27 protein-coding genes are annotated in these 21,839 nt (G+C 61.4%); 4 read left to right on the top strand and 23 right to left on the bottom strand.

What is annotated here, in order from left to right:
- The first annotated feature begins 123 nt into the window (after window positions 1-123).
- Window positions 124-1,959: a DUF6077 domain-containing protein gene (locus ACESYO_RS01905; RefSeq protein ID WP_373209297.1), complete on the top strand. Its 1,836-nt coding sequence runs from the start codon at window positions 124-126 to the stop codon at window positions 1,957-1,959.
- 60 nt (window positions 1,960-2,019) lie between these two features.
- Here ACESYO_RS01905 and ACESYO_RS01900 read toward each other — a convergent pair whose 3' ends face one another.
- On the bottom strand, window positions 2,020-3,912 hold the full coding sequence (locus tag ACESYO_RS01900) for a phage tail protein (RefSeq protein WP_132587280.1): 1,893 nt from the start codon (window positions 3,910-3,912) through the stop codon (window positions 2,020-2,022).
- A 264-nt stretch (window positions 3,913-4,176) separates the two neighbouring features.
- Here ACESYO_RS01900 and ACESYO_RS01895 point away from each other — a divergent pair, with 264 nt between their 5' ends.
- Entirely contained in the window at window positions 4,177-4,782 is a 606-nt protein-coding gene (locus ACESYO_RS01895) for an SHOCT domain-containing protein (protein WP_242868362.1), read from the top strand.
- Between the two features lie 61 nt (window positions 4,783-4,843).
- Here ACESYO_RS01895 and ACESYO_RS01890 read toward each other — a convergent pair whose 3' ends face one another.
- The 18 genes from ACESYO_RS01890 to ACESYO_RS01805 form a co-directional block, all read right to left on the bottom strand.
- Entirely contained in the window at window positions 4,844-5,134 is a 291-nt protein-coding gene (locus tag ACESYO_RS01890) for a bacteriophage Gp15 family protein (protein ID WP_242868374.1), read from the bottom strand.
- Between the two features lie 43 nt (window positions 5,135-5,177).
- On the bottom strand, window positions 5,178-5,516 hold the full coding sequence (locus tag ACESYO_RS01885; protein ID WP_058964224.1) for a hypothetical protein: 339 nt from the start codon (window positions 5,514-5,516) through the stop codon (window positions 5,178-5,180).
- Between the two features lie 78 nt (window positions 5,517-5,594).
- The gene (locus ACESYO_RS01880) at window positions 5,595-6,047 is read right to left on the bottom strand and encodes a phage tail tube protein (RefSeq protein WP_058964223.1); all 453 of its coding nucleotides are present in this window, start codon (window positions 6,045-6,047) and stop codon (window positions 5,595-5,597) included.
- Window positions 6,048-6,166: 119 nt separating this feature from the next.
- Window positions 6,167-8,020, bottom strand: a complete 1,854-nt coding sequence (locus ACESYO_RS01875; protein ID WP_058964222.1) for a phage tail protein — start codon at window positions 8,018-8,020, stop codon at window positions 6,167-6,169.
- 16 nt (window positions 8,021-8,036) lie between these two features.
- On the bottom strand, window positions 8,037-8,600 hold the full coding sequence (locus ACESYO_RS01870; protein ID WP_058964221.1) for a Gp15 family bacteriophage protein: 564 nt from the start codon (window positions 8,598-8,600) through the stop codon (window positions 8,037-8,039).
- Window positions 8,597-9,046: a hypothetical protein gene (locus ACESYO_RS01865; protein ID WP_346672589.1), complete on the bottom strand. Its 450-nt coding sequence runs from the start codon at window positions 9,044-9,046 to the stop codon at window positions 8,597-8,599. The genes ACESYO_RS01870 and ACESYO_RS01865 overlap by 4 nt, the downstream gene beginning before the upstream one ends.
- 85 nt (window positions 9,047-9,131) lie before the next feature.
- Complete coding sequence (locus ACESYO_RS01860) at window positions 9,132-9,638, bottom strand: hypothetical protein (RefSeq protein ID WP_058964219.1); 507 nt, start codon at window positions 9,636-9,638, stop codon at window positions 9,132-9,134.
- On the bottom strand, window positions 9,616-10,074 hold the full coding sequence (locus tag ACESYO_RS01855; RefSeq protein WP_058964218.1) for a hypothetical protein: 459 nt from the start codon (window positions 10,072-10,074) through the stop codon (window positions 9,616-9,618). Before ACESYO_RS01855 ends, ACESYO_RS01860 begins: the two co-directional genes overlap by 23 nt.
- A 14-nt stretch (window positions 10,075-10,088) precedes the next feature.
- Window positions 10,089-10,532: a hypothetical protein gene (locus tag ACESYO_RS01850; RefSeq protein ID WP_373209296.1), complete on the bottom strand. Its 444-nt coding sequence runs from the start codon at window positions 10,530-10,532 to the stop codon at window positions 10,089-10,091.
- Window positions 10,523-10,885: a hypothetical protein gene (locus tag ACESYO_RS01845; protein ID WP_373211181.1), complete on the bottom strand. Its 363-nt coding sequence runs from the start codon at window positions 10,883-10,885 to the stop codon at window positions 10,523-10,525. Before ACESYO_RS01845 ends, ACESYO_RS01850 begins: the two co-directional genes overlap by 10 nt.
- A 4-nt stretch (window positions 10,886-10,889) precedes the next feature.
- On the bottom strand, window positions 10,890-11,762 hold the full coding sequence (locus ACESYO_RS01840) for a hypothetical protein (RefSeq protein WP_373209294.1): 873 nt from the start codon (window positions 11,760-11,762) through the stop codon (window positions 10,890-10,892).
- A 100-nt stretch (window positions 11,763-11,862) separates the two neighbouring features.
- Window positions 11,863-12,321, bottom strand: a complete 459-nt coding sequence (locus ACESYO_RS01835; protein ID WP_373209293.1) for a phage scaffolding protein — start codon at window positions 12,319-12,321, stop codon at window positions 11,863-11,865.
- An 81-nt stretch (window positions 12,322-12,402) separates the two neighbouring features.
- Entirely contained in the window at window positions 12,403-13,779 is a 1,377-nt protein-coding gene (locus ACESYO_RS01830) for a hypothetical protein (RefSeq protein WP_373209292.1), read from the bottom strand.
- Entirely contained in the window at window positions 13,776-13,985 is a 210-nt protein-coding gene (locus ACESYO_RS01825) for a hypothetical protein (RefSeq protein ID WP_283128788.1), read from the bottom strand. The genes ACESYO_RS01830 and ACESYO_RS01825 overlap by 4 nt, the downstream gene beginning before the upstream one ends.
- Before the next feature lie 27 nt (window positions 13,986-14,012).
- The gene (locus ACESYO_RS01820; RefSeq protein ID WP_373209291.1) at window positions 14,013-15,269 is read right to left on the bottom strand and encodes a PBSX family phage terminase large subunit; all 1,257 of its coding nucleotides are present in this window, start codon (window positions 15,267-15,269) and stop codon (window positions 14,013-14,015) included.
- Complete coding sequence (locus ACESYO_RS01815; RefSeq protein ID WP_373209290.1) at window positions 15,259-15,483, bottom strand: hypothetical protein; 225 nt, start codon at window positions 15,481-15,483, stop codon at window positions 15,259-15,261. Before ACESYO_RS01815 ends, ACESYO_RS01820 begins: the two co-directional genes overlap by 11 nt.
- A gap of 197 nt (window positions 15,484-15,680) precedes the next feature.
- Window positions 15,681-16,118 (bottom strand): hypothetical protein, encoded by a 438-nt coding sequence (locus ACESYO_RS01810; protein WP_373209289.1) that lies wholly within the window; start codon window positions 16,116-16,118, stop codon window positions 15,681-15,683.
- 86 nt (window positions 16,119-16,204) lie between these two features.
- Entirely contained in the window at window positions 16,205-16,423 is a 219-nt protein-coding gene (locus ACESYO_RS01805) for a hypothetical protein (RefSeq protein ID WP_373209288.1), read from the bottom strand.
- A gap of 262 nt (window positions 16,424-16,685) precedes the next feature.
- Between ACESYO_RS01805 and ACESYO_RS01800 the strand changes: the two genes are divergently transcribed.
- Together ACESYO_RS01800 and ACESYO_RS01795 are read left to right on the top strand one after the other, a co-directional pair.
- On the top strand, window positions 16,686-17,015 hold the full coding sequence (locus tag ACESYO_RS01800; protein WP_058964207.1) for a helix-turn-helix domain-containing protein: 330 nt from the start codon (window positions 16,686-16,688) through the stop codon (window positions 17,013-17,015).
- A gap of 16 nt (window positions 17,016-17,031) precedes the next feature.
- On the top strand, window positions 17,032-17,460 hold the full coding sequence (locus ACESYO_RS01795; protein ID WP_077138551.1) for a hypothetical protein: 429 nt from the start codon (window positions 17,032-17,034) through the stop codon (window positions 17,458-17,460).
- Window positions 17,461-17,537: 77 nt separating this feature from the next.
- On the opposite strand, the gene pflA is transcribed toward ACESYO_RS01795, so the two are convergent.
- The 4 genes from pflA to ACESYO_RS01775 all read right to left on the bottom strand — a co-directional run bounded on the left by pflA (window position 17,538) and on the right by ACESYO_RS01775 (window position 21,761).
- Window positions 17,538-18,311 (bottom strand): pyruvate formate-lyase-activating protein, encoded by a 774-nt coding sequence (pflA, locus tag ACESYO_RS01790; RefSeq protein ID WP_373209287.1) that lies wholly within the window; start codon window positions 18,309-18,311, stop codon window positions 17,538-17,540.
- 1 nt (window position 18,312) lies between these two features.
- The gene (gene grcA3 / locus ACESYO_RS01785; protein WP_276869820.1) at window positions 18,313-18,585 is read right to left on the bottom strand and encodes an autonomous glycyl radical cofactor GrcA3; all 273 of its coding nucleotides are present in this window, start codon (window positions 18,583-18,585) and stop codon (window positions 18,313-18,315) included.
- Window positions 18,586-18,718: 133 nt separating this feature from the next.
- Window positions 18,719-20,791, bottom strand: coding sequence for a formate C-acetyltransferase (gene pflB / locus ACESYO_RS01780; protein ID WP_058964203.1), 2,073 nt, complete (start codon window positions 20,789-20,791; stop codon window positions 18,719-18,721).
- A 127-nt stretch (window positions 20,792-20,918) separates the two neighbouring features.
- On the bottom strand, window positions 20,919-21,761 hold the full coding sequence (locus tag ACESYO_RS01775) for a cupin domain-containing protein (RefSeq protein ID WP_373209286.1): 843 nt from the start codon (window positions 21,759-21,761) through the stop codon (window positions 20,919-20,921).
- Between the last annotated feature and the right edge of the window lie 78 nt (window positions 21,762-21,839).

Here is a 21,839-nt window from a genome sequence, read left to right as displayed (position 1 = left end):
CGCATGCTCATTTTGATAATCTGCCTATCTTTTCCTGCTCATTATTGATAAATATTTTTTCTTCATGATATACTTATAAAAATTAGATTTCATACAGTTTCATCGCTGTTTCAAGGAGGATTTATGGCCGGATTTTCCATAATATTTGTGGCAAAAACAATTGTTTTGTGGATACTTTTTTCAATTGTTTTTGTTCCTTTCGGTGCCAGAATCAGCAAATTGCTTTTACTTGAAACCAATCCATTAAGCAACCTTGCATTGGGCTTTCTGGCAAATCTGGCACTGGTACAGAGCATTGGCTGGGCATTTGTTGCCTTTCGCTGGAGCAACATAATATTTCGAGCATTCGTTCTTGCGCTGCTGATCGCGGAATTTTTGTGGAGCTATCGAGATTTTTCATTTTCCTTCAAGCCGCTTCCGAAATGGATTTTACTTGTGACAGTACCACTTGTGACCATAGCAGCCATTACGCTCATATTGTACCGCTCGGATGCCGATGATTCTTTTTATGTTAGCAATGTCACTCTATTCCAAAGCAGTAACATATTAAACGCTTATGACAGCAGCTTCGGCGACCCTGAACTTGGAACAGTTCCCATGTATGATTTTGAAACATGGGAAGCATGGATTGCAGTGTTTGCCTGGCTTTTCCGCATTGATGGAGCCAGCATGATGCATACTGTTCTCCTTCCTTTTCTTCTTGCGGTCTCCTGCGGAGCATACCTGTTTTTGGGAGAAATACTGTTTTCCGGCAATAAAATCCGTGCGGCGCTGTTCTATTGTCTGTTGATGATCTGCTTTTTGATGGACGGATATGCAGTCTATTCCCCCGGCAGCTTTTTATTGTCCCGTCTGTGGCAAGGCAAGGCGGTCTATCTCCATGTAATACTGCCCCTTATGACTGGATTTCTTCTCCTTTCTTTGCGCAAGCGAATTCGTTTTCACAGCCTTTTTCTGCTTTCCTGCATTTTGGCAGGCATCGCGCTGAATCCCACCAGTTTGTATATCCTTGGATTTCAGGCACTGGCCATGACCATTGGCATCTGCTTTCTGGAAAAATCCCCCAGAAAGCTGGTGGGATTGCTTCCTTCCATTGGCGTGATCGGCTTTTTCACACTGGCGATTTATTTTCGGACACGTTCTTTTTCCGGCCAGATCGAAGCAGCATCCCAGACTGGTTCTTCCTTTGTCTTTGAATGGTTTATGCGGTACTGGGGTTCTGGTTTTGTAATCTTTCTGCTTTATCTGGCTGCGGCAGTATTCCTGTGGTTTCGTTCCAACGAAATGTTGCGGCTGTACTTTATCATTACCCCGCTTATTTTATTTTTGTTGGTCTGGAATCCCCTGTGTGGTAACTTCATTGCGCAAACCGTCACCAAAACGCCCTCCTACTGGCGGGTGTTCTGGCTGATTCCGGCCTCCCCTGCTCTCGTCTGCACTGTGATTCTAATTGTGGCTCGATTTCACAGTCGTCGATGGCTGTCGCTTTTTTTGGGAATTCTGGTTCTGGTGCTGCCCGGAAAATTCATGTTCACACAGGAAAACGGGTTTATCCTTTCTGAAAATGTACAAAAGGTTCCCTCCGAGGTACTGACTTTTCAACAGACGCTATTTGCCAATTCCTCCACTCCTCTGGTTCTTGGAAACTACGATTTTTCTACCACATTGCGTCAGGTCTATCCACAGATTCAGCTCGTTGTTTCGCGCGATCAGTATATTCTGGACTTGTTTGCATACAGAGGCAGACAACAGGAAGCAGACGAACGCATGCTGCTGATCCAATTTGCCAATGGAAGCGACGTAGATCCCGCCGAAGCGTTGCGCATTTTAAGCAGGTACGGGGTTGATTTTGTGGTTCTTGCGCAAAACAACCCATACCTCAATTATCTGCAAGCCAATGGATGGTTTCCCGCACAGCAAAGCGAATCCCATGTGCTGTTGACCTCTGCGCCTGCCTGATCGTTTTACAAAGGCTGTCTCGATGTTGTCCTTTCATCCGGGCAGCCTTTTTTATTATCATCAATAGGCATTTGCGAACGCACCTCCAATCTTTACGCCCCGGTTTGCCTCGATCTTCGCCATGGCGCGATACAGCACCTGCCCATCCAGCTTTATCTCGATGGGCTGATTTGCAACAAGCTCACGCGCGCCGCCGCTGCTCACCGCCTGGGCCAGCTGCAAAATCGCCGCCAGCACCGGGCCGTTCTGCTCGGCCATCAGCTCTCGCAGCCGGCTTTCCGGCGCGGCGATCTCCGGGTTCGTGGCCGCGCCCGCGTACTCGCCCATCATGGCCAGCACCGGCTGGCGGATTACGCCGCCCCTTGCCAGCATGGGGATCTGGGGCGCGCTCATGGTGGGGATGTCGAACCCGAAGGTCTTGCCGCCGATTTCCGGCACCCAGCCCGGGACCTCGAAGCTGATGCTGTTCAGCAGCCGGATCACGGTGTTCACGCCATCCACCGCCGCGCGGATCATGCCGTTCACAAAGCCGATGATGGAATTCACCGCTCCGCGCACGCCGCCCGCAATGCCGTCCCACAGGTTGAGCATAATATCCTTGAATCCGGTCCAGGCGCTGGTCAGCGGTTCGATCACAAGCCGCTGCATCCAGCCGCACAGCGTGCCCCAGATGGCTTGCAGCTTGCTCAACGCCAGCTGGGCCAGATTCTGCACGGTCTGCCAGAACGTACTGAACAGCGCGGCGAGCGGCTGCACCACGACCGTATTGAACCACTCGCAGGCCGCCGCCCATACTTCCTGAAGGAACTGCAGCGCGGCCCCACCCGCCTGCTTCACCTGATCCCAGTGGGTGATCAGCAGCGCGACCACGGCGATCAGCGCCGCGATTCCCGCAATGATCAGCGTGACCGGCGCGGTAAGGAATGCCACCGCCGTGCCCAGAGCCGTGGCTCCCGCTGTGGCAATCAGGCTGATTACGTTCCACACTGCAAGGGCGGTGTTCACCAGCACCCAGGCCGCCGCAAAGGAGCCCACCAGCGTCACGATCAGCTGCACCAGCTCCATATTCTCGCTGATCCAGGCGGAGAACAGGGTCAGCCCGTTCACGATGCCCTCGATCACGCTCACCACAACGCCGCCGGTCCATTCGGCCAGGGGCTGCAAAAAGCTTTCCCATAAGAACTGGGCGAAGGGCTGGAACACCTCGATAATGGGGTTCAGTGCCTGCATCGCCGCGCTCAGCAGATCGAAAAACGCCGGGGCAACGCTTTGGATGGCCCAGCCGCTCAGGGGCAGAAGCACGTTCTGCCAGGCCCAGGCAAGGCCGCCCATGGCCAGCTGCACCACCGGCCCGATGGCCGCCGCCAGACCGGCGAAGCTGCCCGCCAGACCGGAAAGGTCCAGCCCCTGCATCCATGTGCCGGTGGCCTGCCCCAGTTTGGAGAACAGGCCAAGGATGCCGTCCAGCCCGGCGGTGAGCGGCGTGAGCAGACCGCTCAGATCCACGCCGGAAAGCATTCCCGCAATGGTTCCGCTGATCCCGCCCAGAACGTCGCTCAGCAGCGGGGCCACCGTTTGGGCCAAGCTGCTGATGGTCTGGGCGAAGGTATCCACCAGCGGCAGCACCGCCTGGGTAATCGGAGCGAACGCACCCTGCAGGCTGGACTTCACGCTTTCCAGCGAAGCCTTCAGGGTCTCGTTTTCCTTGAGCATGGTGGCAAGCCCGCCGCCCAGCATACCAAGCGCACCGGTCACCAGCGGCCCGCCGATGGCGGAAATGCCCTTGCCCAGGCCGCTCATTCCGCTTTGCAGCTTTTTCATTGACTGCTCAGCCCTCACTGCCCACTGGTTCAATTTTTCCTTGCTTTCATCAATCGCATCTTTCTGCTTCTCCAGCGCCTTCGTTTGCAGCTCGGTAGCTTTCTGCGCGGCCTCTGCATACTTTTTCTCCATACCCATCGCTTCTCGCTGCGCATTGTAGCTATCTTGATATTTTTTATTTAGCGATTCCATCGAATCATCCAATTGCTTTTTTAGTTTCACTTGCAACTGCAATAATCGATTTTGCTCTTTCAATTCATTCACATCAATTTCAGCTGCCAAGTTTTCATCACCTCCTGTGTAATTTTCCTCTCAATATTTTTCTTGTTGTCGAATAGGCATTGTGATATACTAAATCCATCATACCCAGCTTTCTTTGAATGGGAGGAATTTATTGTGACACTTCTCGACGCAATTAATCAGTCGCTTTCTGTTCGAAAAAACTCTTTGCTTTTCAAACTCACAAAGGAACTCTATACTCCTTTTCGTTCTGAATACGATGCCTGTGTCTCCCAATTGGTCAACGCCGAGGAGCTTCTAGCGGCAAGCAAACTCCCTATCCATATTTTTTCTTCTCACTCACAAGATTTTACCTGCAACAACTCAAATAAAATTTACGGAATCCTCGTTATCACTAATTTGCGGATTTTCTTTTTTGCCTGGTCAAAAGAAAATTCCTCGCTTCAAGAAATCTCCGCAGACGACATCACAGATGTCTACTACGATACCGACCCCAAAGAAGCATATCTGCGTGTAAACGGCCGGAACATCGTTTTTGTAGTTCATGATGAACTGGCGGTTGTGGAACAGCTGAAAAAAGCAGTCGACGAGCTTCGCTATGCACAACCTGAGCCGGAAGCCGCTGCCCCCATCCAGACCAATCCCACCGATAACATGGACCAGATCACAGAAGCCATCAAGAATCTGAAAAGCCTGCTTGACCTTGGCGCCATCACCCAGGAAGAATTCGACGCGAAGAAAAAGCAGCTGCTGAATTTATAATTTTCGCCTGTTTTGCCGCCCCCCGCTTTTTTTGCGGGGAGCGGCTTTTTTCTGCCTGCCGTCAGCTGCCGAACGCCTTTGCCATCATCTGCTCCAGATCGTCCATCTGGCGGCGCAGCTGCTCGCCGGTAAAGGCTTTGGCCGCCTTTCTGGCCCGGAACGCAGACCACTCACTTCGAATTTTCCGCTGCTGGGGGGTGAATTTTTCCAGCATTTTTCGGTCCCGCTCGCTGCGCACCGCCACCACCCGGCCCAGAGGGGTGTCGTCCATCAGGCCGCTCACCAGCTTGCTCCACTCCGGCCAGCTCAGCTCCCCCTGCAAATGGGGCAGCACCCCATATTGCTTGGCGATGCTCTGCTCGATCAGCAGCGCGTCGAATTCCAGGTCATACCACTCAGGCCCGGGCGCTGTGCTTTGCCTGCTGAAATCGCTGCTCCATCTCCTGCTCTTCCTCGCCGGTCATGGCCGCCATCACCAGCTCGAACAGCTTCTGATAAGCAGGGAAGGGCAGGTCCATCTTGTCGATCTCCGCAAAGGCAGCCTCGCCCAGGGCCAGCTTCAGGGTCTGGTCCATCTGTTCGCTCACCTGGCTGCCGTCCATCTGGTCGGTGTTGATCTGCATCAGCTTGCGCACGGTTTTCTGCCGGTTGTCCACCGGATACAGCTTGTCCTTTACGCGGATCTCCGGGGCATCGGTGAGCAATTTTTCGTCCAGGGTATACAGTTTTGCCATTTGTTTTGCACTCCTTTTTCAATCAGTGCCCGGGGGCGGATGGCCCCCGGGCGTTTTGGGTTCGGTTCAGGCTGCCGCTCAGCCTTCCAGCGCGGGGGTGAAGGTGGGCTTGCCGTCACTCATCACTTCCACCTCCAGAATGGCCACATCGCGGCTCTCACCGCCGCCGGGGTTGGTCACGTTCAGCACGCAGTCGAAGGCCAGCTTTGCGCCGCTGGGGAACTCCCACTCAAACTTGCTGGCGCAGCCGTCGCCGGTGGTCCAGGCGCTCTGGGCAACGTAATCGTTGCCCGCATCACCCAGGCAGCGCTTGCCGGTGAGGGTGATGGTCAGGGCCTTGCCGGTGACCATTCTGCGCAGCCAGCCCTGCATTTCCATGGGGCTCCACTCCACGGTGTTGCCGTCGATGCTCACCTCAAAGGTTTCCAGCTCCGCAATGGCGGCCATATCGCCCTCTTCGCTTGCACGGCCCCTGGTGCCTACCTTGAACTTGTTTTCATATACGGGATAAACGCCAGTATTCATAGCCATAATTCATTTCTCCTTTTTTGTGTAATTGTTGTTTTGTTCGATTGGTTTTTGTTCGGTCCTGCTCTGCCCCCGCCGGGGCCTGCCCCTCCATACGCACCACCTCCTTTCCTGCGCTCTGCTCAATAGGCCTCGGCAAAGGCGCCGCCGATGCGCGCGCCCCGGTTGGCCTCGATCTTCGCCATGGCCCGGTACAGCACCTGGCCGTCCAGCTTCACCTCGATGGGCTGGCTCACATACAGCTGGGCCGCGCCCGCACCGCCCAGCACGTCCGCCACCGCCTGGCGGATGGTCTCCATCGGAGCCTCCACGTTGGTGCCCCGCCGCTGGTCGCCCACCACCGCCAGAAACGGCCGGTTGGCAGGCAGCACCGCGCCCTTTGCCAGCCGGGGAATCTGGTATTCCGGCACCCGGGGCAGGTTCACGCCGAACCGCTGGCCGCCGTAGTCCGGCACCCAGTGCGGAATCTCCACACTGATGTGGTTCAGCCGGTCGATCACCGCGTTCATGCCGCCGGTCAGCGCCCGCAGCATGAAGTTCACCAGATCAATAATGCCGTTCACGCCCTGCTTTGCCACACCGACCATGGTGTCCCACACGCTTTCAAAGATGTCGCTCAGGCCGCGCCAGGCCCGGTCCCAGTCGGCGGTGAACACGCCGCTCACGAACTCGCACAGCCCGCGCAGCACCCCGGCAATGCCGTCCGCCACCTGGGCGATGGTTCCCAGACCGTTAAAAAAGCAGTCCACAACATACTGCACCGCCCCGGCCACCAGCGGCGCAAAGGTATCGGTGATATTCTGCAACAGGGGCAAAAGCGCCTCGGTCCACAGAATGGTGATCATTTCCACCACCGCGCCGAACAGAAGGGTCAGGTTTTCCCAAAGCGGGGCCAGATGCTCCTGCCACAGCTGCTCCAGCCGGGCCATCAGCTCATCCAGCACCGGGCGGATCAGCTCGTAATAGAGCGTCTGCACCCAGCCGCGCAGCTGCTCGCACCCCTGGGCCAGCCGGTCCAGAACGGGCTGGCCGTACACCGCCCAGGCCTCGCTCACCGCGGCCAGCATATCCTGCACCACCTGCTGCAAAAAGCCCAGCAGCGGCATCAGGTAGTTCTGGATGGCGTCGCCCACCAGCTGGCAGCCCAGCGAGAAGTTCCGGGCAAACTGCTCCAGAAACACCTCACCCACCGCGCCCACGATGGGGGCAAAGGTCTCGGAAAAGGCGTTCACGATGCTGGGGATGAAGTCCCACAGCAGATATTCCCCCAGCGGGCGCAGGGCGGTGTCCCACAGTTCCAGGGCGCTGTCCCGGATGATGGCCCAGGCGCTTTTCGCCGCCCGGGCCATCTGGTCGAAGGCCTTGCCCCAGGCCGCGATGCCGGGTGCGAACAGCCGCTGCATCTCTTCCAGAAAGGGGCGGATCAGGTTCACAAGGCCGACCCACTTTTTCTGCGCCTCGTCCGGATCTCCGCCCGCCGAACCGCCGCTGCCGCCGGAAGAGGAACCGCCCCCGCTGCCCGCCGCCTGCTGCTGCACCAGATTCAGCTCGTCGATGCCCAGAACCGTGCGGGCCACCGCCTTAGCGGCGGCCCTGGTGCTTTTGGTCAGGGTCTGCTGGCTTTTGGCGGCGTTCTGGCTGCTTTTGGCCAGCGCATCCGCCGAGGCCGCCCCGTCGCCGAACAGCAGCCAGTTCACCCCCTCGCCGATTTTGCGCAGCCCTTCGGCAAAGCCCGCCAGCACCTGCCCCAGCCCACCCAGCTGCCCCTGCATCACCTGCAGCAGCTGCCCGGCGCTGGATGCGGCCTCGTCCTGCGCGGCCTTCACCTGCTGCCAGGCCAGCCGCAGCGCGGCGGACTGGTCCAGCCCCAGCTTGCGGTAATCCGCCGCCAGCTTCATCACGGTGCTGCGGGTGTCCCGCTCGGCCTGCTTGGCGTCGCCCACCAGCAGGTCCAGCCAGGTCGTTTTCGTTTCCATTTGTCTCCCTCCTTTCTCAATCACTCAGCAGCCGGTTCAGCCGCTCCCGCTCGGCCAGCTCCTCGGGGGTGTAGCGGGGCTTCAGCTCCACCCGGGCCCGGTTGCGCCGGTAGAACTCCCGTTCCCACTCCTCCAGCTTTTTGCCCCGGCGCAGCTTGTCCCGAACGGCCACCACCGCGGACAGCTGCCCTTCCCCGATGGCTCCGAACCAGGCAAGGAACGTCCACCAGTGCACGAAGGGCAGCGCCCGGATCTCGCACCCGGCCACTTTATTTACATCCGCCACGATCAGGGGCAGATCCTGCTGCCAGTCGATCATCCGGGGGCCCGCCGGGCCGCTGTCCTCCTGGCCGCCCGCCAGAAAGCGGAGCATGGCCTCCATGGCCGGCTGGCGCGCCGCCAGAGGAATGGCGGCAAACTTCCGGTAAAACAGCCCCATGGCCAGATAGGCCCTTGCCTCGGGTGGCTCGGTGGAATCGTCCAGCAGACGGATGACCTCCAGCACCTCCCGGAAGTCCGCCCGGATGGGCTCGCTGCGCCCGGCCACCTCCAGCGCTTCGGGCAATTCCCAGCCGGTCACCGGGCCGCCTCCCGCCTTGCGGCTTCCCGGGCATCGGCAGCGGCGGCAAGGTGTGCGGCCCGGGCGCTCAGAAAGGCCTCGGCCCCGGCCTGCACCTGGGGCTGCAGCGCCGCGAACAGGTTGGTCACCACCCGCTCGCCGTTGGCGGCCACCGCCATCAGATTCACGCCGCCCAGCAGCCGGTCGAAGTCGTTTTCCTCCCCGAACACCCAGGTCAGCACCTCTTTGGTTTTCCGGTCGGCCTTCGCCAGCAGCTCCAGCGCCTTCTGGCCGGTGGCGGCGGCGGCGCGGCCCTCTTCGGCCATCTCCTGTTCGATGGCGGCGATCCGGTCCGCCGCCTGCAAAAACCGGCTGTACACGTTGGGGTCGCTGGGGTTAAAGCGCAGCAGCCCGCCGCCGTTGATCCGGTACTCCCGCACGCCGGTGTCGATGTTCAATTCCTGCATTTTTGTTCCTCCCTGCTCTGTGCCACGTTGCTGTAAAAAAGCCGCCCGGCCCGTTTTTTTTCGGCCCGGGCGGCCCGGTTTTTGTTTACTCCTCGTCCGGGGTAAAGGCTTTGGTGTCCGGCTTGAAGTGACCCTTCACCGGCACGCCCTTGTAATGGATGTTGAAGGGGATCTGGTAGCCGTTGGCGTCGCCGCCGTAGCTGCTCACCTCGATGGTGGCCTGATCCTTCACGGCGGGGAAGCCGGTTTCCGGATCCTCCTCTTCCCACATGTGCACCTCCACCACGGTGGTGTCGCAGCCGTCCAGAATCTTGCACTCATCCACAATGCCCTGCAGCCGCTCAAACAGCGGGTCGCCCGCCACCGCGTAATAAGTTTCCACGCTGCCGCTCTTTTCGTAGCTGGTCACCATCACGCTGGTCTCGCCCAGAATGTTCCGGGTCTTTTCCACGTTGGCGCTCAGCTCCGGGCTGTATTCCTCCAGATCCTTGCCCAGACGCACATAGCTGGGGCTGCCCTCCAGCGCGCCGGGCTCGGCGGCGTCGATGTAGTGGGCCATCCACTTGCGGTCAATCTTTTTGTTCTTCTCCATCTGTTTCTCCTTTCATCTCGGTGATGTGCTCCACCACCAGCTCCATCCGGTAGCGGGCAAGGCCATCCGGCCCGGCCTGCTGCAGCCCGGCTGCCAGCGCCCGCAGGCTCTGGCGACCGGATTCAAACAACGCGGGCACCCGGCGGCGGGCGTTTTCGGCGTTCACCCAGTCCTGCAGGGCCAGCAGCAGAACCGCGTTCTGCATGCCCGTGGCCACGTCGCCGGGGGGCTTTTCCAGCCGCAGCTCCAGCCAGAACCGGTAGCTGGTGAAAAGCTCGCCGCCCCCCAGAATGTCCTCCCGGAACCGGCTCTCCGCCGCGCCGCCCGGCCGCAGCGATACCGCGCTGCCCGCCAGCTCCAGCCCGTCGATGGCAATGTCCGGAGCCCGGCCCCAGCCGGGCCAGCCCTCCAGCCACTGCCGCAGCTGTTCCAGCATGCTGTTTTCCTCCTTTACCATTTTTTGTACCATTCGGTCTGGGCTTCCACATGGCGCACCTGCCCGCCCAGCCGCTTGGCCGCCACCTCGCGGATCACCGCAAGGCCCGGCACCGCCGCGGGCACAAACACCCGCCACTGCTCCGCCGTTTCAATCACCGGCCCCTCGCCGGGCATCACCCGGTCGCCCGGCTCCAGCGAAAACCAGTGTTCCTCCGGCTGCGCACCCGCGCCGCCGGGCCGCCAGACCGGCCGCCAGCCGCCGCAGGGGGCCAGCAGAAAGCAGTAACGCTGCCCGGTGGCCCCGATGGCATCCGCACCGGCTGCGTCCCGCTCGTCCAGATACACCCCGTTCAGCACGGTGCGGCGGCAGGAAAACTCCGGCTGGAACGCCGCGTGATACACCGTGACGGTATCGGTGCAGAAGCGGTAATCCGGCAGGCCGTTGGTCAGCCGCATGCCGCCACCCCCTGTTCATTTCGCCGGATGTCCAGATACAGCCCGGCGCAGCGGTAGAGCTCCCGGCTTTTGGCCGCGGCGCTCAGGTCCGGCGCGGGCGCGGCGCTGGTCTGGCTCAGGCTGCCCAGCTGCATGCCGCCCACCAGCTGGCCGTTTTCCGCCGCTTCGTAAAAGTGCTCCGTTTCCGCCATGGCGCAAAGGGCCATGGCCTCGCTGTCCTCTTCCGGGGCGGTGACGCAGTAGATGCGCTTATAGCGTTCCAGCTGAGCCGCGGGGGGCCGACTGGCCGCCGCGAACTCCTGCTCGCTCATCTCACCCTTCCACACGTCCCGGTAAAATGCGTACTCCACCATGGGCTCAGGCGGTCTTATGGCTGGCGTACACGCCGGCCAGCTTGTTTTTGTACACGTCCGCCACGCCCACGTTGCGGTAGCCGTACTTGTAGGCGTCCGCCTCCTGATTCTGGTCAGGGGTCACGATCTTGGGCGCCACATGCTTTTCAAACTGGATCAGGGCGGGCTTGTGGATAACCACGAAGTTCAGCTCCTTGCCGTCGCTGCCCTTGGCGTAGCCGCCCGCCTCCTGACCGCCGGTGTGGCCGTCCTTCTGCTCGATGGCGGTGTAAAAGCGGGTCTGGGGCACCAGCGTCTTGCTGGCAAAGCGGGACAGAATCTCCCGGCTCCTGGTGATGTCCAGATCCGCGATCATGCCGTCCAGAGTGGGGGTAATGAAGAGGTGGCGATCCTCCATGGGCACCTCGGCCTCGCCCATGGCGTTGGTGGCCACACGCAGGGCCGCCAGCACGGCAGCGCCGTCCGCCAGATCCTCCGCCTTCTGGGTAACGCCCTCCTTGGAGGCGTAGCTGGCAAAGCGGAAGGCATCCAGCTCGGGGGCCACCTTGGTGCGGATGAACTCGCCCGCCAGACGGCCGAAGGCGATGCCGGCGCTGTCCGCGTCGTCCATGTTGTCCACGGTGAACATGCGGCCCCGGTCGAAGTTGCACTTCACGGTCTCGTTGGTCATGGTCACGTCACCGGCCACATAGCCGCTGTTGCGGTCGTAGTCGCCCAGACCCTGCATCTCGATCATGGGGATGATCAGCTCGTTGGCGTTGGCGCCCTGACGCACCAGCTCCTCGGGGCCGTCCAGCTTGGCGGTGAGGGACACGGTGCGGTACACCTCGTCCAGCAGAGGGATGAATTTGCCTGCGGTGGTAATCTTGTTAGCCATATTGTATTTTCCTCCTGTTGTATACAAATTGTTGAATCAGAATCGAATAAAACGGCGGGGCAACGCCGCGGGAGGCCCCCGGGGCCCCAGTGTCAACCGGTCAGACACGGCCCAGCCCGAAGGCCCGGCGCAGGGCTTCATCCGGCTCGCCGCTCTGCACGGCCGCGCCGGTGCCCGCCGCGTAGGGGGGCGGGGTGGCTCCGCCGAAGAGATAACCGTTCTCCTGCTCCAGCTGCTCCAGCGCGGCGGCAATGGCGGTTTCCCGGTCGCCGCTGGCACGCAGGCCGTCCAGATCCAGCAGGGCCCGGATGGCCTTTTCGCTGCGGCCGCCCGCCTTGCCGATGGCCGCGTTCAGCTGAGCGTCAAAGCGCACCGCCGCCACCTGTTCCTCCGCGGTTTTCTGCGCCTGCTCGGCTTTCTTTTTCCAGTCCGCCGCCTGGGTACGGGCAGCGTCCAGCTCCTCCCGGTTCACAAAGCGCCGGGCCAGCTCTGCGGCCAGCGCCTCCTCCAGCTGGGGGGTATAGGCCTCCCCCAGCAGCTCCTTCAGCCATTCCTGCATATCCTTGTTCTCCTTTCTTTTTTCAGGTTTTGGGCAAAACAAAAGGCCCGCGGTTCTTTTGCGAAACCTGCAAGCCTTTTTTCATGAATTGTTCGCGGCCGTCTCGCCGGGCATCAGCTGCCGACGCACCCGGGCAAGGTCGGCGTCGGTGTCCCAGGGCAGGCCGTATTTCCAGGCAAGGGCAAGCTCCGGCTTCAGCAGCCCGGCTTCCACCAGCTGCATGAGCTCGGCCCATTCCTTATCCCGGTCAAACAGTACGCCGTTGCCCCAGTCGATGCGCACCGCCCGCGCCGGATCCGGCACGAAGGCGCCCGGCACCCGGTAGAGTCTGCCCAGCCTGCCGCAGAGCACCAGCGCCCGGCGCACCGCACTTTCCCACAGCTGCTGCAGCTCCTGAATGGTCAGGCTGTAATCGCCCTGGCTGCTGGTCACCTCGGTGGCGGTGCGCTGTGCGGCTTCCACCTCGCCCAGAATGCCCCGCTTCAGGCCGATCAGGCTTTCCACGTTGCGCAGGTATTCCCGCTTGCGGGCCAGAAAGCTCTCCTGCCGCAATGCGGGGGCGAACACGGTCACACCGGTGTTGGCAATGTCGTCGTCGATGCCCACAAACAGGCCGGGCGGCAGCAGCGGGCGGCCGTTTTTCCGCTTGTCCAGCAGATCCGCCGAGGCGAACACCCGGCTTTCGCCGTGGTCGAACTCCCGGTCCAGCTGGCGCTCGTTGCGGTTGATGTTGTGGATCAGCCCGGCCGCCGCCGCGTACACGCTCACCGGGTCGGCGCTGCCGTCCACGCAGTTTTCCAGCGGCAGGCGCAGGCTCACAAGGCCAAGGCCCCCCACGTCGCCCACCACCGCCTTCGGCTCCAGCGCCGCATACCGGGGCAGGGCGGAAAGCCCCACCGGATTGCCCAGGCTCTGGCCGTCCCAGCTGCAGAACAGCCGGTTTTCGATCACCAGCCGGCCCGCTTCATCCAGACTGCGCCGCTCCAGCAGGGTGTAGAATTTGCCGTTTTCCATGGTCAGCTCGGCGCTGCCCAGTGCGGTGACCTCCCCGTCCGGGGCCCGGCCCAGCACCGTGACCATGTCCCGCCGCATCACCGTGAAGGCAAAGCCCCCGGGGCCCGGCACCGGCTTGAGCCAAGCCTCGCCCCCGATCAGCGCCAGCTGCATGGCCTTTTTGCGCACCGTTTCCAGCCCGGCCAGCACCCCGCCCACAAAGGCGTCGCCCCCTTCGGCGGCGGCCCGGTACTCGGCAAAGCAGCTGCGGCTCAGCTTGCTCACCACCGTGTAGGGCAGCCGCTGGCAGGGATCCTCGGTGTCGGTCACCTCCCGGTCAAAGTAAAGGCGGAACCAGTCCTCAATGGCGGCGTTCATGGCGGCAGTGGTGCAGTCCCGCGCGCCGGGGTAGGCCTGGGCAAAGCTGTGGATCTGCCGCCCGAAGGCGGCCCCGAACAGGCTCATTCCTCCACCTCCCAGCCCCGGGCCCCGGCCAGCCGGTTGCGGGCCCGCACTCCGGCCTGCATGCCCTGAATGTAGGCTTCCAGCCGCTCGATCTCCCTTGTCAGCTGATCCTCCCTGGCCCGCAGGGCCGCGTTCTCCCGCATCAGCTGATCCCGGGCCCATTCCGGCAGAAACCGCCGCCGGAACCATTCCTTGAATTTGTGCATCGTGCTTCTCCTTTCTTTCTGTGTGTTTCAGCTGCCCGCCCGCCGCCAGATGCGGCTGGTGGCGTAGCGCACCGCGTCGATGTGGTGGTTGTCCCGATCCGGGTAGCCCTCCAGCACCTGACCGCTGGCGTGATCCCGGTCGTATTCGTACTCGCTGAACTCCTTTGCGGTGTCCGGGCAGCGGGCGGGGTCGATGCGGATTTCCGCAAGGCTTTGCAGCCACTTCATGCCCGCCTTCACGCTGCCGGGGCCTTTTTCCGCTCCCCGGCAGGGCAGGCCCAGCGCCCGGTAATCCCGGCAGCTTTTTTCCTCGGCGCTGTCCGCGATGAGGGTTTCGCCGTCGCCTGAACAGACCCCCTTTTCCAGCAGGATGCGGGCGGTGTCCGCGTTGGAGGTGCGGCGGCGGGTGGCCTCATCCCAGATGTACAGCACCCGCCGGGCGGCATCGTAGCCGCAGCTGTTGAAGGCCCAGGGGTCCGGGAAACAGCCCCAGTCCACCCCGTGGTAGCGCCGCTCCAGCCGGGCAATCTGGGCGTCCGGAATGGGCTCCAGCTTCAGGTTGTCGAACACGAGGGTTCCGCTGCCCACCACCTGACCCAGATATTCGTGGCGATAGGCCCGCTCGTTGGTGAGCCGCAGGTGCTCGGCCTCCTGCAAAAAGCGTTCGCCCAGCCAGTGGGGCGGCAGCTGCCGGTAGTCGGAATGCACCACCAGCATGCCGGGCTTTGGCCTGCGGGCGTACCGGTTGGCCCAGTTGCCGGGCAGAGCGGGCGGGTTGAAGCTTTTGATCACAAGGCTCGGCCCCTCGCCTCGAAGCAGGCTCTGTTCGGCGCTACGCACCTGCTCCGGGCCGGAAAACTGATCCAGCTCCTCAAACCACACCGCCCCAATGTGGCCAAAGGGCGGCTTGATGCTTTTCAGCTTGGCCGCGTCGTCCAGCCCGAAGCACCAGATGCACTGGCCGGTGGTTTTGTGCACCAGCTCAAGCCGGCTCACGCTGGCTTCAAATTCCTGCTCCAGCCCCAGCTGTTCCATGGCCCAGAGCAGCTGGCTCCACACGCTGGCGCGCAGGGTTCGGCCCACCCGGCGCAGGGCCACGGCATGGCAGTCCGGGTGGCGCATCAGCTGCACCAGCAGCTCGATGGCCGCGCAGCTGCTTTTTGCGCTGCCCCGCCCGCCGGTGAGCACCAGCTCCCCCACCTGCCCTTCCCGGATTGCTCTGTGGGCCTCGTGAAAGGCCGGGGCGATCAGCCCGCCCAGCGCCCGCCGTTCGTCAAATGTCATCCACCAGCACCACCCGATGCACCGGCTCCGCCGCCGAGAGATCCGGCAGCTTTACCAGCATCTCCATGGCCTTCATCCGCATGGCAAGGCCGGGCAGCTGCATCATCTCCTCGCCGTTCTTGCCGTATTCCGGATACTCCTTTTCCCCCATGGCGATGTCCATCAGCTCCTGCCGCAAACGCTGGATGGGATCCTGTTCCTGTTGCGCGGCCATTGGCATTCACACTCCTTTCCGTTTGAAAATGGGTGGGAAAAAGGCGGGGAGCCCGGTTTCTGTTCCGGGCCCCTCCGCCTGTTTTCCTCATGATACAGGATAGCACGGGTTGAACCGGGCTTTCTAAGGGTCAATTTTCAATTTTTTCCGGGCTTTTCAAGGGTCAATTTCGGTTTTTTTCCGGGCTTTTCGCGGTTTCAGGCCGCCGAGGCGGTGTTCTGAAGGCTGATGCACTTCAGCGCCTGCTCGTGCTGGCGGCGAAGCCAGCGTTCGTCCATATCCAGCATCCGGCTGATGTCCGGCCAGGTCTTGTTCAGCAGATAGCGGGCCCGCATCAGCTGGCGGAGCTTTTCATCCTCCAGCAGCTCAATGGCCACCATCACCTGCGCCTGCGCCGCATTGGCCGCCTGCAGTTTTTCCGCCAGCCGGCCCCGCAGCGTTTCCAGCTGCTCCACGCTCTGCTCCAGCTTATGCAGATTCGGCCCGCTCACCACCTGCACCCCCTGCCCAAGATAAGGCGTAACCCGGGTGATCACCTCTTCCAGCTCCCGCAGCTGCTCGCTCACCAGCCGCGCCTCGTGCAGCTGAATCTGGTAACTGCGCAAAAATTCCATTGTTTCCGCTCTGCTTCTCATTCCGCTGTTTCCTCCCGCTGTAAATAGACTTCATGCACACCGGCAACAGGCAGTTGCCCTCGCCGTCCCGTTTCCACTGGCAGCGCTCACAGCCCCGCCAGCTCCATCTGCTCTTCATCCGTATCCTCCTTCCAGATCCAGTTGCCGGAAAAATACCATTCCTCCAGCATCGATTTGAACTCCGTCGCCTCTGCCGCCCGCGGGTCCCATTGCAGGATGCCGCAGCCCCGGCAGGCCACGGCGAAGCCCTCGGCCCTGTTCACGAACCGGCCCCGGTTTGGCCCGAGGCCCTGCCAGCCTTCCACCGCATCGCCCTCCTTTGCGGCCCGAGTTATCGGGCACTTTTTGTGGTATACTTATTTTTTATCCAACAAAGACACGTTTTGTGTATATATTAAATAAAAAAATATACCAAGCTGGAATAACCGGAAAATTTTTCCGGTTTTTTTGGTGGTTTCATTGTACATCGGTTCACGAACTGTGTCAACACCTTTTGTGGATATTTTCCTTTACAAAATTCACATTTCGTGTTATCATGGGTTCAGAAACCAGAAAGGAGCTGATCCCATGGGTCAATTTGCATCCATTTTGAAGCAGCTTCGGCTGCAAAAGGGGCTCACCCAGCCCCAGCTGGCCGAGCGGCTGGGCATCAGCCGCAGCGCCATCAGCATGTATGAGCGGGGCGAGCGCGAGCCGGACACTGCCACCATGGAGGCCATCGCGGCCCTGTTCGGGGTGGACATGAACTACCTGTACGGCATGCCCACCGTCACCTTTGACGACTTCACCTATGCCTTGCACAACGAGAGCAAGGATCTGACCGAGGAAAACAAACAGAAATTACTGGAAATGGCGCGTCTGTTCAAGCTGGGCCAGCAGCATGGCAGCGGGAACTGACCGCCGGGAGGGCCGCATGGCATCATTGGCAACCATTTATCAGGACGTGCGCCGGCTGGGCGTGACCCTGATTCCCTATTCCATCGGCTTTGCAGACGCCGCCACGCTGGAAATGGACGGCCGCTACGGCATTTTTCTGGACTTTGACCAGTTCGAGACCGTGGCGGACTTCACCGCCGCGCTGGCCCATGAGGTGGGCCACTGCGCCACCGGGGCCACCCACGCGGTGCACAGCCCCTTTGAGCTGGTAGCTCAGCACGAGGACCGGGCCAACCGCTGGCACTACGAGCACTACCTGCCCTTTTCGGAGTTGCAGGAGCTGGTGGCAGACGGCTACACCGAGCCCTGGCAGCTGGCGGAAGCCACCGGCTGGCCGGAAAAAACCGTGCGGGACGCGCTGGAATACTACACCCAGCGCCGTGGCCTGCGGCTGCAATGCCCATGAAATCTCTTACATAACAAAAACTCCCCCGCCTGCGGCAGATGCCGCAAGCGGGGGAGTTTTTCTGTTTTTCATAAAAATCAGGACGTTTGCCGCCCGGCGCGCACGGCGCGGATCTCGTCCAGCAGGATCTGCCGAGCTTTTGCCGCGGCCGCCTTTTCCAGCGCGGGCACCCCTTCCAGGGGGTAGTCAAGGCCCAGGGCCTTGTACTTGTTCACGCCCATGGTGTGGTAGGGCAGCACCTCCAGCCCCTTCAGGTTCCGGTAGCCGCCCAGCATCCGGCCCAGCCGGTGCAGGTGCTCTTCGCCGTCGGTGCGGCCGGGCACCACCACATGGCGCGCCACCATGGGCACGCCCGCTTTTTCCAGCGCGGCAGCAAAGGCCAGAACCGGGGCCTGCGGCTGGCCGGTCAGGGCTTTGTGGCCTGCCTCGTCGCTGTGCTTGAAGTCCAGCAGCACCAGATCGGTAACCGCGAAAAGGGCCGCGAACTGGTCTTTCTTTTTGTCATTGTAAAAGATGCCGCTTGTGTCCAGGCAGGTGTGGATGCCCCGCTGCTTTGCCTTTTGGAACAGCTCGGTGAGAAAGGGCAGCTGGGCCAGCGGTTCGCCGCCGGTGGCGGTGATGCCGCCGCCCTTATAAAAGCTCTTGTTCTTCTCGTACTGGTCCAGCAATTCGTCGGCGGTCATCTGCTGGCCGCCGGTGAAGGCCCAGGTATCCGGGTTGTGGCAGAAGGCGCACCGCATGGGGCAGCCCTGAAAGAACACCACGAACCGGATGCCCGGCCCGTCCACGGTGCCGAAGCTCTCCACCGAATGGATGCGCCCGGTGAGCGGCGCGGTTTGTTCCGTTTCCATCTTACATGCCTTCGTGGAAGGTACGGCTGATGACCTCGTCCTGCTGCTCCTTGGTAAGCTTGTTGAAGTTCACCGCGTAGCCGGACACGCGCACGGTCAGCTGGGGGTACTTTTCGGGATGAGCCTGCGCATCCAGCAGGGTCTCCTTGGTGAACACGTTCACATTCAGGTGATGGCCGCCCTTCTCGGCGTAGCCGTCCAGCAGGCCAACCAGGTTGTCGATCTGAGAATCACTGATCTTCATAGTGAATACACTCCTTTTTGCTTGGGGCAACAGTATTGCCCTGAGGGTTTTGGAAAAACCGGGGCGGGGCGCAGGCTGCACCCCGCCGCCGGGGATTGTGCTTGTCTTTTACAGGCGGCACCGCATGAGCCGCCAGGCGTGAATTGTGCGGTGGTGCCTTTGATTACAGCTCCACGTTGGGCTCGCAGCAGGCGCAGTCGTGGGGCATGTCCAGCTCGATCTCGCCGAAGAACACCTGATCCTCCTTGCCCAGCGCGCCGGGGATGATGGAGAAGGTGTTGGAGATGCCGTCCTGGGCATCCTTGAAGGGCAGCTTGGCCACCGAGCTCAGGGACGCCACGGCGCCGTGGCTGTCGCGATGGTGCATGGGGTTGGCGCCGGGGGCGAAGGGCTCGCCGCCCTTACGGCCGTCCGGGGTGGAACCGGTGTTCTTGCCGTACACCACGTTGGAGGTGATGGTCAGGATGGAGGTGGTGGGCTTGCCGCCGCGGTAGGTGTGGTTGGACTTGATGTGCTGCATGAAGCGGTGCACGATGTCGTGGGCGATCTGGTCCACGCGGTCGTCGTCGTTGCCGTACTTGGGGAAGTCGCCCTCCACCGCGTAGTCCACCACGATGCCGTTCTCATCCCGGATGGTCTTGACCTTTGCGTACTTGATGGCGCTCAGGGAGTCGGCCACCACGGACAGGCCGGCGATGCCGGTGGCGAACCAGCGGGTGACCTCCTTGTCGTGCAGGGCCATCTGGATGCGCTCGTAGCAGTACTTGTCGTGCATGTAGTGGATGATGTTCAGGGCGTTCACATACACCCGGGCCAGCCACTGCATCATGTCGTCAAACCGCTGCATCACGTCCTCGTAGTTCAGGTACTCGTCCTCGATGGGGCGGAAGCGGGGGCCAACCTGCTTTTTGCTGATCTCGTCCACGCCGCCGTTGATGGCGTACAGCAGGCACTTGGCCAGGTTGGCGCGGGCGCCGAAGAACTGCATCTCCTTGCCCACACGCATGCTGGACACGCAGCAGGCAATGGCGTAGTCGTCGCCGTGGGTGACGCGCATCAGGTCGTCGTTCTCATACTGGATGGAGCTGGTGGCGATGCTCATCCTGGCGCAGTAACGCTTGAAGTTGATGGGCAGCCGGGTGGACCAGAGCACGGTCATGTTGGGTTCGGGAGCGGTGCCCAGGTTCTCCAGCGTGTGCAGGTAGCGGAAGCTCATTTTGGTGACCAGAGGCCGGCCGTCGATGCCCACGCCGCCGATGGACTCGGTAACCCAGGTGGGGTCGCCGCTGAACAGGGCGTTGTACTCGGGGGTACGGGCGAACTTGACCAGACGCAGCTTCATGATGAAGTGGTCCACCATCTCCTGAATCTGGCTCTCGGTGAAGGTGCCGTTTGCCAGGTCGCGCTGGGCGTAGATGTCCAGGAAGGTGCTGGTGCGGCCCAGGCTCATGGCGGCGCCGTTCTGCTCCTTCACCGCGGCCAGATAGCCGAAGTACAGCCACTGGATGGCCTCCTGGGTGTTCTTGGCGGGCTGGGAGATGTCGAAGCCGTAGATCTTACCCAGCTCCTTCAGCTCCTTCAGGGCCTTAATCTGCTCGCTCAGCTCCTCGCGCTCGCGGATTACGTCGGAATACATGATCACGCGGGTGGAGTCCTTCTGGCTCTGCTTGTCCTCGATCAGCCGGTCCACGCCGTACAGGGCCACGCGGCGGTAGTCGCCGATGATGCGGCCGCGGCCGTAGGCATCGGGCAGGCCGGTGATGATGTGGCTGGAGCGGCAGGCGCGCATCTCCGGGGTGTAGGCGTCGAACACGCCCTCGTTGTGGGTCTTGCGGTATTTGGTGTAGATTTCCACCACTTCCGGATCCACATGGTAGCCGTTGTCCTCGCAGGCCTTCATGGCCATGCGGATGCCGCCGTTGGGCTGCAGGGAGCGCTTGAAGGGCTTATCGGTCTGGAAGCCCACAATCTTCTCCTTGCTCTTGTCCAGATAACCGGGGCCGTGGGAGGTGATGGTGGAGATGACGCGGGTGTCCATATCCAGCACGCCGCCTGCCTCCCGCTCCTTGGCGGTCAGCTCCATGACCTGATCCCACAGCTCAGTGGTCTCCTTCGTGGGGCCCTGCAAGAAGCTCTCGTCGCCCTCGTAGGGGGTGTAGTTCTTCTGGATGAAGTCCCGCACGTTGATCTCATTCTGCCAGACTCCGGGGGTAAAATCCTTCCATTCCTGTCTCATTGGCCTGTGCCCTCCTGTATTTGGATGGTAAATAAATATCGGTTCGCCCATGGCTGGGCGTTATCGCGGCGGGGTGGGGGCTCTCTCCTTCCTCCGCCGGGCCGCGGTAAAACAATTTTTGGGTTCCTCACTCCTTGCGGGGGAATACCACGGTGAGCAGCATCTTGAAGCTGCGGGGCGCATACACCGCGTGGGGCTTGCCCGCGGGCATCACCAGCACCTGACCGGCCGCGACGGTATGCTCAACACCGTCCACCGTGAACAGGCCCTCGACCTCCAGCACCTGCACCATGGCGTCGCCCTCGGAGGAATGGGTGCTGATCTCCTCGCCCTCATGGAAGGCGAACAGGGTCAGGCTCACCGCCGGGTTCTGGGCCAGGGTGCGGCTGACGATCTGCCCCGGCTGCACGCTCACCAGCGCCGCCAGATCCTGCGGCTGCTCGTGGGGGATGTTCTTGATATAGGGATACATGGGCCGTCCTCCTTTTTTCGCGCCCTGCTCCGGGGCCGCCTTGGGCGGCTGGGCGGGGGCGTCGGTTTTCTCGGGTACGGCCTGAGTATACCGGATTTGCTCCGGCTGCGTATGTTTGATTTCCAACAAATCAATGTTTTCCACACACGCATCCGGGCGGGTCTCGGTTTTTGGCATGGTAATTTCCGGGGTCGGTTCCGGCTGCGGGGCAGCGGGAGCAGGCTGCTGCGGGGCCTCGGGCTGCGGCAAAACGGGCGGTTCCTCCGGGACATGGGCGGCATGCTCCGGAGCCGGCTGGCCTTCCTCCGGGGCAAAATACTGGCGCAGCGCGCCCCGATCCTCGTACTGCACAAAGGTGTAAAGGCCGAAGGCAAAGGCTTTTTCCACCTCGTTCAGCCCCTGGGGCAGCTTCAGCTCCTCCCACAGGCAGCGGGCGATCCGGTCCTTCTGGGCGGTGGTGAGCAGCTGTTCGGCCTGCTCAAAGGTCATGTTGTCCATGGTTGTTCCTCCTTGCTCGGCGTTCCCTGTTTATTGTACCCCATAAGGCGGGCCCGCCGCTTGCTGGTTGTTATCCGT

Source organism: Allofournierella massiliensis (assembly GCF_964241245.1).
In the GTDB taxonomy this organism is placed as follows: domain Bacteria; phylum Bacillota; class Clostridia; order Oscillospirales; family Ruminococcaceae; genus Allofournierella; species Allofournierella massiliensis.
The sequence above is the reverse complement of the archived record's forward strand: the minus strand, read 5'-3'. Positions and strand labels throughout refer to the sequence as shown.

Coding starts and splice junctions, on each gene's coding strand:
- ACESYO_RS01815 (WP_373209290.1), bottom strand. CDS start 15,483: ATGGCCGCGCAACAGGAACAGGATCCCATCCAGCGTTTGCGGCAGGAG.
- ACESYO_RS01810 (WP_373209289.1), bottom strand. CDS start 16,118: ATGAGAAGCAGAGCGGAAACAATGGAATTTTTGCGCAGTTACCAGATT.
- pflA (WP_373209287.1), bottom strand. CDS start 18,311: ATGGAAACGGAACAAACCGCGCCGCTCACCGGGCGCATCCATTCGGTG.
- ACESYO_RS01775 (WP_373209286.1), bottom strand. CDS start 21,761: ATGGACAACATGACCTTTGAGCAGGCCGAACAGCTGCTCACCACCGCC.
- ACESYO_RS01835 (WP_373209293.1), bottom strand. CDS start 12,321: ATGCAGGAATGGCTGAAGGAGCTGCTGGGGGAGGCCTATACCCCCCAG.
- ACESYO_RS01830 (WP_373209292.1), bottom strand. CDS start 13,779: ATGAGCCTGTTCGGGGCCGCCTTCGGGCGGCAGATCCACAGCTTTGCC.
- pflB (WP_058964203.1), bottom strand. CDS start 20,791: ATGAGACAGGAATGGAAGGATTTTACCCCCGGAGTCTGGCAGAATGAG.
- ACESYO_RS01795 (WP_077138551.1), top strand. CDS start 17,032: ATGGCATCATTGGCAACCATTTATCAGGACGTGCGCCGGCTGGGCGTG.
- ACESYO_RS01900 (WP_132587280.1), bottom strand. CDS start 3,912: ATGGAGAAAAAGTATGCAGAGGCCGCGCAGAAAGCTACCGAGCTGCAA.
- ACESYO_RS01855 (WP_058964218.1), bottom strand. CDS start 10,074: ATGCTGGAACAGCTGCGGCAGTGGCTGGAGGGCTGGCCCGGCTGGGGC.
- ACESYO_RS01880 (WP_058964223.1), bottom strand. CDS start 6,047: ATGGCTATGAATACTGGCGTTTATCCCGTATATGAAAACAAGTTCAAG.
- ACESYO_RS01860 (WP_058964219.1), bottom strand. CDS start 9,638: ATGGAGAAGAACAAAAAGATTGACCGCAAGTGGATGGCCCACTACATC.
- ACESYO_RS01905 (WP_373209297.1), top strand. CDS start 124: ATGGCCGGATTTTCCATAATATTTGTGGCAAAAACAATTGTTTTGTGG.
- ACESYO_RS01845 (WP_373211181.1), bottom strand. CDS start 10,885: ATGGTGGAGTACGCATTTTACCGGGACGTGTGGAAGGGTGAGATGAGC.
- ACESYO_RS01865 (WP_346672589.1), bottom strand. CDS start 9,046: ATGCAGGAATTGAACATCGACACCGGCGTGCGGGAGTACCGGATCAAC.
- ACESYO_RS01820 (WP_373209291.1), bottom strand. CDS start 15,269: ATGACATTTGACGAACGGCGGGCGCTGGGCGGGCTGATCGCCCCGGCC.
- ACESYO_RS01840 (WP_373209294.1), bottom strand. CDS start 11,762: ATGGCTAACAAGATTACCACCGCAGGCAAATTCATCCCTCTGCTGGAC.
- ACESYO_RS01885 (WP_058964224.1), bottom strand. CDS start 5,516: ATGGCAAAACTGTATACCCTGGACGAAAAATTGCTCACCGATGCCCCG.
- ACESYO_RS01825 (WP_283128788.1), bottom strand. CDS start 13,985: ATGCACAAATTCAAGGAATGGTTCCGGCGGCGGTTTCTGCCGGAATGG.
- ACESYO_RS01850 (WP_373209296.1), bottom strand. CDS start 10,532: ATGCGGCTGACCAACGGCCTGCCGGATTACCGCTTCTGCACCGATACC.
- ACESYO_RS01800 (WP_058964207.1), top strand. CDS start 16,686: ATGGGTCAATTTGCATCCATTTTGAAGCAGCTTCGGCTGCAAAAGGGG.
- ACESYO_RS01875 (WP_058964222.1), bottom strand. CDS start 8,020: ATGGAAACGAAAACGACCTGGCTGGACCTGCTGGTGGGCGACGCCAAG.